9 protein-coding genes, 1 rRNA gene and 1 pseudogene are annotated in these 12268 nt (G+C 66.2%); 6 read left to right on the top strand and 5 right to left on the bottom strand.

Annotated features, from left to right (window positions below; all coding sequences use genetic code 11):
• From rrf to ACFTR6_RS21735, 4 genes and pseudogenes are all read left to right on the top strand, one after another.
• A 5S ribosomal RNA gene (rrf, locus tag ACFTR6_RS21750) occupies window positions 1–94 on the top strand; the annotation flags it as partial.
• A gap of 406 nt (window positions 95–500) precedes the next feature.
• Window positions 501–1716: pseudogene (istA, locus tag ACFTR6_RS21745) on the top strand (IS21 family transposase).
• On the top strand, window positions 1716–2504 hold the full coding sequence (gene istB, locus ACFTR6_RS21740; RefSeq protein ID WP_377959438.1) for an IS21-like element helper ATPase IstB: 789 nt from the start codon (window positions 1716–1718) through the stop codon (window positions 2502–2504). The pseudogene istA and the gene istB overlap by 1 nt, the downstream one beginning before the upstream one ends.
• A gap of 251 nt (window positions 2505–2755) precedes the next feature.
• The gene (locus ACFTR6_RS21735; RefSeq protein WP_076798468.1) at window positions 2756–3610 is read left to right on the top strand and encodes an SDR family NAD(P)-dependent oxidoreductase; all 855 of its coding nucleotides are present in this window, start codon (window positions 2756–2758) and stop codon (window positions 3608–3610) included.
• Window positions 3611–3686: 76 nt separating this feature from the next.
• Here ACFTR6_RS21735 and ACFTR6_RS21730 read toward each other — a convergent pair whose 3' ends face one another.
• From ACFTR6_RS21730 to ACFTR6_RS21710, 5 genes are all read right to left on the bottom strand, one after another.
• The gene (locus ACFTR6_RS21730) at window positions 3687–5834 is read right to left on the bottom strand and encodes a putative bifunctional diguanylate cyclase/phosphodiesterase (protein ID WP_377959437.1); all 2148 of its coding nucleotides are present in this window, start codon (window positions 5832–5834) and stop codon (window positions 3687–3689) included.
• Between the two features lie 141 nt (window positions 5835–5975).
• Window positions 5976–7358 (bottom strand): UDP-glucose dehydrogenase family protein, encoded by a 1383-nt coding sequence (locus ACFTR6_RS21725; protein WP_377959436.1) that lies wholly within the window; start codon window positions 7356–7358, stop codon window positions 5976–5978.
• Entirely contained in the window at window positions 7355–8518 is a 1164-nt protein-coding gene (locus ACFTR6_RS21720; protein ID WP_377959435.1) for a glycosyltransferase family 4 protein, read from the bottom strand. The genes ACFTR6_RS21725 and ACFTR6_RS21720 overlap by 4 nt, the downstream gene beginning before the upstream one ends.
• Before the next feature lie 80 nt (window positions 8519–8598).
• Window positions 8599–8844, bottom strand: coding sequence for a hypothetical protein (locus ACFTR6_RS21715; RefSeq protein ID WP_157365267.1), 246 nt, complete (start codon window positions 8842–8844; stop codon window positions 8599–8601).
• A gap of 81 nt (window positions 8845–8925) precedes the next feature.
• A complete protein-coding gene (locus tag ACFTR6_RS21710) occupies window positions 8926–10362 on the bottom strand; it encodes a flotillin family protein (RefSeq protein WP_377959434.1) in 1437 nt (478 codons plus the stop codon).
• Between the two features lie 230 nt (window positions 10363–10592).
• On the opposite strand from ACFTR6_RS21710, the gene ACFTR6_RS21705 reads away from it, so the two are divergent.
• A complete protein-coding gene (locus tag ACFTR6_RS21705) occupies window positions 10593–10802 on the top strand; it encodes a DUF2945 domain-containing protein (RefSeq protein ID WP_377959433.1) in 210 nt (69 codons plus the stop codon).
• A 125-nt stretch (window positions 10803–10927) separates the two neighbouring features.
• Window positions 10928–12103, top strand: coding sequence for an NAD(P)/FAD-dependent oxidoreductase (locus ACFTR6_RS21700; protein ID WP_377959439.1), 1176 nt, complete (start codon window positions 10928–10930; stop codon window positions 12101–12103).
• Window positions 12104–12268: the final 165 nt, after the last annotated feature.

Below are 12268 nucleotides of genomic sequence, written 5' to 3'. Positions count from 1 at the left end.
AACGCCCGGTCCCATTCCGAACCCGGAAGCTAAGACCCACAGCGCCGATGGTACTGCACCCGGGAGGGTGTGGGAGAGTAGGTCACCGCCGGACAACCATTTGAGAAAAAACGGTCGAGAGCCCCAACCAAGCAATTGGTCGGGGCTCTCCCGCATTTAAAACACCACCTGCCCCAGGCCCCGTTCGGTACCCGTCCGGGGCCTGGGCCGTTTAAAGACCAGTGGATCCTGTGGGTTTGACCCGGCATGAACTGAGGGAGCGTCAGGGGAAACCCGACAGGACGTGAGGGAAGGTTTGGTGTGACGCGACGGGAGCTGATGGAGGGTCTGGTTTGAGGCGGCAGGATCTGAAGGAGCGTTGGGTTAGACGCCGTAGGTAGTGATAGAGCGTCCCAGGGGGAGCAGACTCGCCCAAACCCTTCCTCGCTGTCGGTGACGGTCGAAAACTGAGCCATTGTGACGGTTGAAAACTGAGCCACCCGTTTCAAACGATTGGGTGGGTGATCACTGTGGAGGATTGGGCGCTTATTCGGCGGTTGCATCTTGCCGAGGGTGAGTCGATGAGGTCGATAGCGGCGCGGCTGGGGATTTCCCGGAACACGGTGGCGAAGGCGGTCAGTGCTGAGAGCCCGCCGGCGTATGTCCGGGGCGCCGCAGGACTCCGGGATCAAGGCGGTCGAGCCGGCGGTCCGTGCGCTGTTGCAAGAGAACCCGCGGATGCCGGCCACGGTGCTCGCGGAGCGGGTGGGATGGTCCGGGTCCGCGGCGTGGTTCAGGGAAAACGTGGCCAGGATCCGGCCGGAGTATGCCCCGGCGGATCCTGCCGACCGGATCAGTTACGCGCCCGGGGATCAGGTGCAGTGCGACCTGTGGTTCCCGGAGGTCCGGGTACCGGTCGGGGCGGGCAAGGCCAGGGTGTTGCCGGTTTTGGTCATGGTGTCCTCGCATTCGCGGTTCATCATGGCCCGGATGATCCCGTCGCGCGTGACCGGGGATCTGTTGGCCGGGATGTGGGAGCTGCTGGGTGGTTTGGGCGCGGTTCCGCGGCGGCTGATCTGGGATAACGAAACCGGGATCGGGCGCCGGAACAGCTTCGCGGCCGGGGTTCCGGCCTTCGCCGGGGTGCTCGCGACCAGGATAGTGCAGGTCAAGCCGTACGACCCGGAGAGCAAGGGCGTGGTGGAGCGGGCGAACCAGTTCCTGGAGACCTCGTTCCTGCCCGGGCGGTCTTTCGCCTCTCCCGAGGACTTCAACGTCCAGCTCGCGGACTGGCTGCCCAAGGCCAATGCGCGGCTGGTCCGCCGGACCGGGGCCCGGCCCGCGGATCTGCTTCCGCAGGACAGGGCGGCGATGCTGGGACTGCCGCCGGTCCCGCCGGTGACCGGGTTCGCGGCACGGGTCCGGCTCCCGCGCGATTACTACGTCCGGATGGGATCGAACGACTACTCCGTCCACCCGCAGGCGATCGGCAGGTTCGTTGAGGTCACCGCTGACCTGGACACTGTCCGGATCAGCCTGGATGGCAGGAATGTCGGGGACCATGCCAGGTCCTGGGGCACCGGCCTGACGATTACCGATCCGGTTCATGTGGAGGCGGCCCGGGCGCTGCGGAAGGCCTTCCAAAACCCGGCACCCGCGGAGGCTGCGGGAGTGCGGGACCTGGCCGACTACGACCGGGCTTTCGGTGTTGTTCTCGATGACGGGCAGGTCGCGTGATGCCCGACGCGAAGGAAACCGCCGGACAGATCGAGTACTACTCCCGGGCGATGAAGGCACCCCGGATCCGGGAAGCCGCAGCCCGGCTCGCGGACCAGGCCCGCGACGGAGGCTGGACCCACGAGGAATACCTCGCCGCGGTCCTCTCCCGGGAGGTCGCCGCCCGGGAAGCCTCCGGAGCCGAAGCCCGCGCCCGGGCAGCAGGGTTCCCCGCCCGCAAATCACTCGAGGACTTCAGCTTCGACCACCAGCCCGGCCTCAAACGCGACACCATCGCCCACCTTGCCACCGGCGCGTTCCTCACCGAAGCCTCCAACATCGTCCTGCTCGGCCCGCCCGGAACCGGCAAAACCCATCTCGCCACCGGACTCGGCCTTCGCGCCACCCAACTCGGGCACCGGGTCCAGTTCGCCACCGCCATCGACTGGGTCGCCCGGCTCCAGACCGCGCACCAAAACGGCAGGCTGCCCCAGGAACTCATTCGGCTGCGCCGCTACCGGTTGATCATCGTCGACGAAGTCGGCTACATCCCGTTCGAACAAGACGCAGCGAACCTGTTCTTCCAACTCGTCTCCTCACGCTACGAGCACGCCTCGCTGATCCTGACCTCCAACCTTCCCTTCGCCCGATGGGGTGACGTGTTCGGAGACCAAGTCGTCGCCTCAGCCATGATCGACCGCATCGTCCACCACGCCGAAGTCATAACCCTCAAAGGCTCCAGCTACCGGCTCAAACACACCCTCACCGACACGCTGCCCTCGACACGGGCGGAAAATACGGCAGAATAACCAACGTCAACGTGGCTCACTTTTCAACCCACGAAATGGCTCACTTTTCGACCGGCGCTGACACCTCGCATCCTGCCGCTTTTCTCCCGACGCTTCCTCAGGTTCTGCCGTCAATCCCCAAACGCTTCTACGGTTCCTGCTGGAACAGATTCCCGGCGGGGGCCGTTGGGTCAGTGGAGCCCTTTCACAGACACAGGGCTTGAACAGCGGTTCGTGCACCGCCCAACCGTCCGACCTGTAAAGGACTCTTTATGGCCCAGCGCACTATCGTCATCACCGGAGCCAGCGACGGCATCGGTGCCGCAGCCGCACGGAACCTGGCGAAGGCAGGGGAGCGGGTTGTCGTCGTCGGACGTTCGCCCGAGAAGACCGCGGCGGTAAGCGCCGAACTGGGCGCTGATTACTTTGTCTGCGACTTCGCTGAGCTTTCCCAGGTCCGCGAGCTGGCCGCGGCGCTGCGGAGCCGTTATCCGCGGATCGATGTTCTGGTGAACAATGCCGGCGGAATCATGCGCGGCCATGAGCTGACTGTGGACGGTCACGAGAAGACGTTCCAGATTAACCACCTGGCGCCGTTCTTGCTGACCACCGAGCTGCTGGACGTGCTCACTGCGAGCAATGCCATCGTCATCAATACCTCGAGCATGGCAAACGGCTTTGGCCGGCTGGACCTGGCAGATCTCAATTCAGAGCGGAGTTACTCGACTAACCGGGCCTACGGCACAGCGAAGCTGGCGAATATCCTGTTTACCGCTGAACTGCACAACCGTTATGGGAAGGACGGCATCGCGGCGGCGGCTTTCCATCCCGGCGTCGTGGCTACGAACTTTGCGGCGGAGTCTACGAGCTGGTTCCGCCACGCCTACAAGACGGTGTTGAACCGGTTCCTGTTGTCGGCCGAGCAAGGCGCAGACACGCTCGTGTGGCTCGCCACTTCCACGCCCGGAAGGGACTGGGTTCCCGGCGCTTTTTACGTCAAGCGTGCCCTGGCGAAGGCCAACAAGCAGGCGTACGACGGCGAGCTGGCGAGGAATTTCTGGGACCGTAGCCTGGAGCTCGTCAGTGCCGGCGACCCGGTGGACAGGCCGGAGCTCGACAACGCCTAGGAAGGGTTTGCTGGAAGGCGGCGGGAGGTGAGGAAGGGTTGGCTAGTAGGCGGCGGGAGGTGAGGAAGGGGTGCGGTCAGCGGCGCAGGCGCAGCCCTTCGAGCGCCTCGAGTGCTTCGGCTGAGCGGCTGATGGCCTGCTCGAGCCCGGCCTCGGATTCGGGAACCGAGAACAGGAAGCCCTGCAGTGCGTCGCACTGCAGGTCGGTCAGGTAGGCGGCCTGCTCGGCGGTCTCGATGCCCTCCGCGGTAACGCTCAGTCCCAGGCTGTGGGCCATGTTGATCATGGAACTGAGGATCGGCAGCTTCTCGGCCCCGGTCCTGACCATGGAGACAAAGGACTGGTCGATCTTCACCGCATCCACCGGCAGCTCCTGGAGCCGGCCCAGCGACGAGTAGCCGGTACCGAAATCATCCAGCGCTACCCGGACTCCGGCGCTGCGAAGACTCGCGAGCTGGCTGATCACGTGCTCGTCGGCGTCGAAAAACACGCTCTCTGTCACCTCCAGCACCAGCTGCCGGAGGTTCAGGCCATGCGTCTCCGCCATGCCCAGCACGGTGCCGGCGAAATCACAGTCCCGCAGCTGCACGCCCGACACGTTGACGGCAAGCGAGCGTTCGGTGCCGCCGGAAAGCCAGGGGCCCAGCTGGATGAAACTTTCCCGCATCATCTGCAGGCCGACGGCGGAGATCAGCCCGCTGCGCTCCGCCGTCGGAATGAATTGCGACGGCGGGACCTTCCTGCCGCGGCGCTCCCACCGTGCGAGGGCCTCGAACTGGACCACCTGGCCCAGCCGGGGCGATACGACCGGCTGATAGCTCACGTTAATCTCTCCGTTGTCGACGGCGAGCCGGAGTCCGGCCTCCATGTCCGTCCGCTGCACCAAGGCGGTCATCATCTCCGGCCTGAAGCGCATGTACCGGTTCTTGCCGGCGGCCTTGGCTGCATACATCGCCACGTCTGCGCGCCGCAGCAGCTCCGACGCAGCCACCGCGTCCTCGCTGAGCGAAGCGATCCCCAGGCTGAGACTCGGCCGAAGCATGGACCCTTCAATCCGCACGGGAACGTTGAGCGACTGTACGACGCGCTCTGCGACCGCCTCGGCATCCGGAGCTCCGGTCAGGAGCACGACGAACTCGTCACCGCCCAGCCGCGCTACTGTGTCGTCCGGCCGCACGCAGGCCCTCAGCCGGCGGGCCACCTCCACCAGCATCTGGTCCCCGGCGGCGTGGCCAAGGATGTCGTTGACCTCCTTGAAGTCGTCAAGGTCCAGGAGAAGGATGTCGACGGCGGCGCTATAGCTGCCGTGCAGCGCTTCGGACAGCTGGTCATGGAACAGCTTGCGGTTCGCCAGTCCGGTCAGCGGATCCTGGAACGCCATCGCCTTCAGCTGCGCCGCCTGTTCGGCGAGGTCCGCCATCGCCTGCCGGGCCTGTTCCTGGGCGCGGCGCCGCGGCGTCACGTCCCGGAAGCTCCAGACCCTGCCGACCACGGCGTTGCCCACCCGCTGCGGACGTGAGTAGCGTTCAAAGGTGCGGCCATCGAGGAACTCCAGGGTGTCATGGCTTTCGGCGGTGGGGTGGGCGTAGAGCTCGTTGACCTTGTCCAGGAAGATCTCCGGATGCGAGAGGAGGCCGAGCACGTGGTCGATCACGGCGGCGTCGTCTCCGGCGGCCATGAGATCCCGGGGGATGCCCCACATCTTGGTGAACTGCTCGTTGATGCCGGCGATCTTGCCGTCGATGCCCACCACAAGGATGCCGTCGGCCGTGGACTCAAGGGTGGCGCTGAGCAGCGACATCGCTTCCCGCAGTTCGGCGTCGGCTTCCTGCCGGTGGAACGTGGGCCGGACTGACGCGACCAATGATGGGCCGCCGACCGAATCAAGGAGCGAGCAGGCTACCTCGCCGTGGAACTCCGTTCCGTCGCTGCGCAGCCCGTAGGACTCGAAGGGGGTCTGCGCAGCCGGGCTGTCTCCGGTTTCGCTGCGCAGGGCGGCGAAGAGGCGGTCGAAGCCGCTGCGGTAGCCTTCGGCGAGCAGCATGCGGTGGTCCTGGCCCACGAGCTGCAGCCTGCCGTAGCCGAAGAGCCGTTCGGCGGCGGCATTAACCTGCGTGATTACCCCGTCGCCGGCAACGACCAGGACCGCGTCCGGCAGGGAGTCAAACAGGCGGGCGTAGCTGCCGGCCGGACCCTGTTCCGGGCGTGGGAAAGCCACTGTCATGCGACCGGTGCGTGAGACCGCGCGAAACCCATTGTGCGTCCACCCCCTCACCTCGATGATAGGGGTGGTTAGTCCGCACCGGCACCCTAACCTCGCAAGCCCGGCCAAGGAAGGCCAGCTCAGTCAGCGGTGGGCCGAGGCTCAACCGGCGGGGACACGCTCCACTGCCGGGGCCGGCTGCGTTCCGAGGCCGCGGACGGTCCAGCCTTCCGCCTGCCACGCGGCAGCGTCCAGTACGTTCCGGGCGTCCAGTACCGTCCGGCGTCGTACCACCTGCCCGGCGGCGGCTGGGGACAGGTCCCGGTACTCGGCCCACTCGGTCAGCAGCAGCACCAGCTCGGCACCCTCAAGGGCCCGCATGGCAGAGGCCTCAAACCGCAGCTGCGGGTAGCGCATCCAGGAGTTGTTCATGGCCTTCGGATCCGTCACGGTGACGTGTGCCCCGGCGGAGGCGAGCCGGAGTGCGACGTCGAGGGCGGGGGAGTCCCGGATGTCGTCGGTGTCCGGCTTGAAGGCGGCACCCAGCACGGTCACGGTCCGGCCGGCGATCATGCCGCCGCAGAGTTCACTGGCGATCTCCGCCGTCCGGGCGCGCTGGCCCAGGTTGATGGAGTCCACCACGCCCATCCACTCGTCCACGGACCGGACCTCCAGCGCCTGCGCCTGGGCACGGAAACTGCGGATGTCCTTCGGCAGGCACCCGCCCCCAAATCCCAGCCCGGCGTGCAGGTACCGGTTGCCGATGCGCGGATCCATGCCCATCGCTTCGCTTAGCTCGGTGACGTCGGCGCCGGCGGCGTCGCACAGCTCCGACATCGCATTGATGAAGCTGACCTTCGTCGCGAGGTAGGCATTCGACGCCGATTTGATCAGTTCCGCCGTCGCGAAATTGCATACGATCCGCGGGATGCCGGCGCGCAGCAGCGGCTCGTAGACCGCGTCCAGCACGGCGGTCACACCCCGCGCAGCCCCCTTCCTGCCGTCGCTGCGGCGCCCGAATGCGCCCTCCTTGCCGCCGGGCACCCCGTACACCAGGCGGTCCGGCACCAGCGTGTCCTTCACCGCCGTGCCCTGCCGCAGGAACTCCGGGTTCCAGCCCAGCAGCACGTCCTGCCGCCCGCTGAGCATTCGTCCCAGCTTGCCAACGGTGCCCACCGGCACTGTTGATTTACCGACGACGGCGGCACCCCGGCCCAGGTGCGGAAGGAGACTTCTGGTGGCGGAGAGCAGGTAGCTGAGGTCGGCGCCGTCGGACGTTTTGGACTGTGGCGTGCCGACGCAGAGGAAGTGCACCTGGGCAGCTGCAGCGTCTGCGAAGTCTGTGGAGAAGCTGAGCCGGCCGGTGCTGCGGCCGTCGCGCAGGAGCTCGTCGAGACCGGGTTCGAAGAACGGCGCCCGGCCGCTGGCCAGCTGCTCCACGCGTGCAGGGTCGACGTCGATCCCCACCACTGTGTGGCCCATCGATGCGAGGGTGGCCGCGTGCACGGCGCCGAGGTAACCGCAGCCGATCACGGAAATCTTCACAGGGTGGCTCCTAAGGTGTCGGTGGGAAGTGGGGCGGTGGGAAGTGGGGCACCGGCAATGGCGTCCCTGTAGTGGCGCACCAGTTCAGCACACAGGGCGGGCCACGTCCGGCCCTGGACCGAGGCGTGAGCGGCCGCTGCGAACGCGCGGCGCTTGGCGTCGTCGCCCATCAGGTCCATTACATGCCGGCGCAGTCCGGCCAGGTCACCGGGCTCGTAGAGCCAGCCGGTGCGGGAATTCTCCACGAGGTCCAGCGGTCCTCCGCGGCCAGTGGCCACCACCGGAACACCGGATGCCATGGCCTCCTGGATGGTCTGGCAGAAGGTCTCGAACTCGCCCGGGTGGACAAAGAGATCGAACGAGGCCACGGCCCGGGCCAGCTCCTCGCCGCCGAGGAAACCGGTGAACGCCGCGCTGGGAAGTGCTTCCTCCAGCGCGGCGCGCTGCGGGCCGTCGCCCACAATGACCAGGCGGGTGCCGGGAACATCTGCCAGCACGGCAAGGTCCTCCACCTGCTTCTCCACAGCCAGCCGGCCGACGTAGCCGATGATGCGCTCACCGCCCGGGGCCACGGATGCCCGCCACCCGTCGTCGCGCTTTCCCGGTGCAAAACGCGCGGTATCCACACCGCGCCGCCACATGCCCACCCGCAGAATCCCGCGGCCGCGCAACTGGTTCAGCGCGAAAGTGGAGGGCACCAGCGTCCGGGACGCCAGGAGATGAATGTTTTCCACCCGGTTCCAGGCCCAGTTCTCCAGGAACGGCACCCCGTACCGGGCAGCGTAGCTGGGGACCTCGGTCTGGTAGATGGCCACGGTGGGGATCCCCAGCTGATGCGCGGCCTGCGCCGCCCGCCAGCCGAGCACGAACGGCGACGCCAGGTGGACCACGTCAGGTGCGTAGTCGGCAAGGATTCTCTTGACCCGGTACACACCTCCCAGCGCCACGCGCACGTTCGGATAACCCGCCAGCGGAACGGAGGGCAACCGGTGCACAAACGCGCCGTTCACAACGTCCAGAACATCAGCGTCCGACGTCGACGGCGCAATCACCAGCACCTCATCGCCCCGCTCCTGCAGGTGTTCAAGCACCCGCAGGATGGAGTGCGTGACTCCGTTCATCAGCGGCAGGAATGATTCGGCAACGATAGCGATCCTCACCCCTCAACGATGTTCCCGCCGTCTAACTTTGCGGGGGAGCGGGCGTAACCGGGAACGGAAGGTTGGGTTAACAGGCGGGGCTAGCGTTCCTCGTGGCGGAGAACGTCCGGCAGCTCATCCACGAAGACGGTCTGCGGCGGTTCGAAGTAGATGACCAGCACCTCGTCACCGACCGGGAAGACGCTGACCTTGTCGAACGGGTACGCGTGAAAGGCGCTGGTGCCGCCGCGGTAGGCGAGCATGACCTCGCCCACGGTTCCGGGGCCGATCCGCCCGCTCACCCGGCCGATCTTCCCGGTCAGGCTCCGGTCGACGTTTCTGTGCACCATGTCCCTTGGCTTCCCCTCAGCTTCCCCGGAGTTCCCCTGTGCCGTTCCTTTTTGGGCCGTTCGTGCCGTGCCCAGTCCCTAAGAGCCCGGCGGCTTCGGCGGCGGCTTGGCGTGGTTATGCCCGTTCTTCAGGGCAGTCGACAGCCGCGGCAGGAAGGTGCCCGCCTGGGTGATGATCCCGCCCACCATGCTGTTGAGGCCATCGGCGCCATTGAGTACCGTGAGCTGGTCCACGTGGCCGAACGGCTCGGCCGCTGCCGCCACGATGGACGGCATGTTCTCCGCCAGTTGCTGGGCAATGACGGCATCCTGGTTGCTCTCCAGTGCCTCGCCGCGGGCCTTGATGCCGTCCGCCTCGGCCAGGGCCTTCGCCTTGATGGCCGACGCCGCGGCGTCCCCGCGTGCCTTCGTGGCCGCTGCCTCGGCTTCGCCCGTTACCCGGGTGCCTCCGGCAATGGCGGCGGCCGCGCTCGCATTGGCCTGCGCCTCCACTTCCACGCGGCGGGCATTGGCCTGGGCTTCCAGTTCCGTCCGCTTCGCCCGCGCTTCGGCTGCGCTGATGTCCGCCGCCTTCTGCGCCTCTGCCTCGGTGCGCTGTGCGTAGGCCTTCGCGTCGGCGGGCTTGCGGATGGTGGTCTGCAGCTTCTGTTCCTCGCGGTCTGCCTCGAGCTTGGCCACCTCGGTTTCCTGGACCACCACCTGCTGGCGTGCGGTGGCCTCTGCCAGCGGGCCGGCCTGTGCGGCATTGGCCCTCGCCCGCTCCGCATTGGCCTGCGCGGCCGACTGTCTGATCGCCGAAGCACTCTGCGCATCAGCGATCTGGGCGGCGGCTTCGGCTTCCCGCTCCGAGGCCTCCCGGTTCCGGGTGGCCTCGGCAATGCGGGCTTCCATCTTGACCTGGGCGATGTGCGGCTTGGCGATGTTCTGGATATAGCCGGTGGGGTCCTGGAGGTCCTTAATCTGCAGGGAATCCACCACCAGGCCGAGCTTTTCCATTTCCACGCCACTGGCCCCGCGGACCTGGGACGCCAACTTGTCGCGCTCTCGGATAATTTCCTCAACCGTCATGCTGCCGATAATCGAACGCAGGTGGCCTTCGAAGACGTTGTACACCTGGCTTTCCATTTTCGGCTGCTGGCCGAGAAACCTGCGTGCGGCATTGGCGATAAATGCGGGCGCATCCCCGATTTTGTAGATGACGACGCCTTCCACCACCACCTGGATGCCTTGGCTGGTAACGCAGGAGACCTTCAGTTCCGTCTCGTTCAGTGTGAGGGACAGCGTCCGGACGGTCTGCAGGCCCGGAACCACCAGCGCGCCCTTGCCCGTGACGATCTTGAAGTCCATCCCGTCGGCGCTTGCCAGGGTGGCACGGGTTAGTCCGGAAATAATGAGGGCCTCATTTGGTTCGGCGACCTTCCACATGAGTTTGACGGCCAGCCAGATAATCAGGACGCCCAGAAGCGCCGCAACAACAATGACAATCAGCGGGAGGATGGCTGCCAGGTTCTCCATGGCGTTGTCCTTTCAGTGCGATTGAACCGGTGCAATTAAGCACGGAAAATACGGTGCCCGCGTCCCTCAATTTCCCGGATTGCCGGCTGTAATAGACAGTGTGGTGGCGCGCCCGTGCAGAGTCCAGCAATTCCGGCGCTCTGGCCGGACTGACCCACCGGCTGTAGGGTCGGTGCTGACGGCCAACCCGGGCCAAGACTTTAGAGCCCGCCCCAACCTAAGGAGTGCGCGTGGCGCTGACCAAAGGTACCGAAGTGGAATGGAACACGCCGCAGGGAAAGACCCGCGGCAAGATCGTTGAAAAGAAGACCAGCGACTTCGAACTGGACGGCCACACCCACCGCGCCAGTGATGATGAACCCCAGTACGTGGTGGAGTCCGCCAAGACAGGGGCGAGGGCGGCACACAAGGCCGGCGCCCTGACGGAAAAGAAGGAGTAGCCGTGGCAGCCGAATCTGGACTTTCCCGGTCCAGCACACCTCCCGTCCCTCCGACGCAGGGGAAGCAGCCCGTCGTCGGGCACGCTTCCGGACCTGAAGGCAATGGACGCAGGCATCACGACGTCGTGGTGATCGGCGGCGGGAACGCCGGGATCTCGCTGGCCGCCCGGCTCCGGCGTTACGGGGTCCGTGACATTGCCGTGGTGGAACCCAGTGACAGGCACCTCTTCCAGCCGCTGTTCTCGCATATCGGCGGAGGAACCGCCGAGGCCGCCGAAGCCGTACGCCCTCAGGAGTCGGTCATGCCCAGGGGCGTGGCCTGGATCCCGGACAGTGCTGTGGACGTCAAGCCGGAAACGAACACGGTGCTGCTGGCGTCCGGGAACCGGCTCAGCTACGGCCATGTGGTGGTGTGCCCTGGCCTGCAGCTTGACTGGGATAAGGTGCCGGGCCTGGCCGAGGCCATGGAGTCACCCCATGCCTCCTCCAACTATGTGTATGAGCTGGCTCCCAAGACCTGGGCCCTGCTCAGCGGGTTGAAGAGCGGCACGGCCGTGTTCACCATGCCCTCCGGGCCGGTCAAGTGCGGCGGCGCCGCACAGAAGCCCATGTACCTCGCCTGTGACTACTGGCGCCAGCAGGGAGTGCTCTCCAGCATCCGTGTGGTGATGGTGGTGCCAACCCCGACGGTCTATGGTGTGCCCGGCGTGGACGAGGAGCTGAACCGTAAAATCAGCGAGTACGGCATCGAGTTGCGCTGCAACAGCGAGGTGACCGCAGTTGATGCGGCTGCACGAAGCGTACAGATCCACGATTCGGCCACGGGCCGGAGTGAGAGCCTCAGCTATGACGTTCTGCACGCCGTGCCGCCACAGTCCGCGCCCGACTGGCTCAAGGCCACCGCACTGCCGGCAGACGGCGACAGCGGCGGATTCGTGGAGGTGGATCCTGAGACGCTCCGCCACACCAGATACCTGAATGTCTGGTCCCTGGGCGACGCCGCCGGCACCAAAAACTCCAAGGCCGGCGCCGCGCTGCGGAAACAGACCACTGTCCTGGCGAAGAACCTGAAAGCCGTCCTCCGCGGCGGGGAGCCCACCACCAAGTACAACGGGTACTCAGCCTGCCCCTTCACGGTGTCCCGGTCGACCGTTGTATTCGCAGAATTCGACGACGAGTACCGGCCCATGCCGTCGATCCCGAAGGTGGATGTTGCCAAGGAACGGCATTCCACGTGGATTCTCGAGCGGGACCTTTTCCCCGGCATCTACTGGAACCTGATCCTGAAGGGCCGGGCCTAAGCTCCTCCTTCTTCCCGACCACCAAGAAACGGCCGGCCCGCATGAAAGCGGGCCGGCCGTCGTCGTGCTCTGTCGACTACGTGTTTTGGACGTGGTCTTTGGCGTCGGTGGCGGTTGCTTTGACGTCGGAGGCGGCGGTTTGGCCTTCTTCCTTGACGTGCTGGG

Origin of the sequence: Arthrobacter sp. NPDC057009, assembly GCF_042673905.1 — a bacterium.
GTDB lineage: Bacteria > Actinomycetota > Actinomycetes > Actinomycetales > Micrococcaceae > Arthrobacter.
Note: the sequence above shows the minus strand (reverse complement) of the source record. Positions and strands in the feature narration are given on the sequence as shown.

Excerpts from the sequence above, each read along its gene's own strand:
- ACFTR6_RS21735 (WP_076798468.1), top strand. The coding sequence starts at position 2,756 with ATGGCCCAGCGCACTATCGTCATCACCGGAGCCAGCGACGGCATCGGT.
- ACFTR6_RS21710 (WP_377959434.1), bottom strand. The coding sequence starts at position 10,362 with ATGGAGAACCTGGCAGCCATCCTCCCGCTGATTGTCATTGTTGTTGCG.
- istB (WP_377959438.1), top strand. The coding sequence starts at position 1,716 with ATGCCCGACGCGAAGGAAACCGCCGGACAGATCGAGTACTACTCCCGG.
- ACFTR6_RS21730 (WP_377959437.1), bottom strand. The coding sequence starts at position 5,834 with ATGACAGTGGCTTTCCCACGCCCGGAACAGGGTCCGGCCGGCAGCTAC.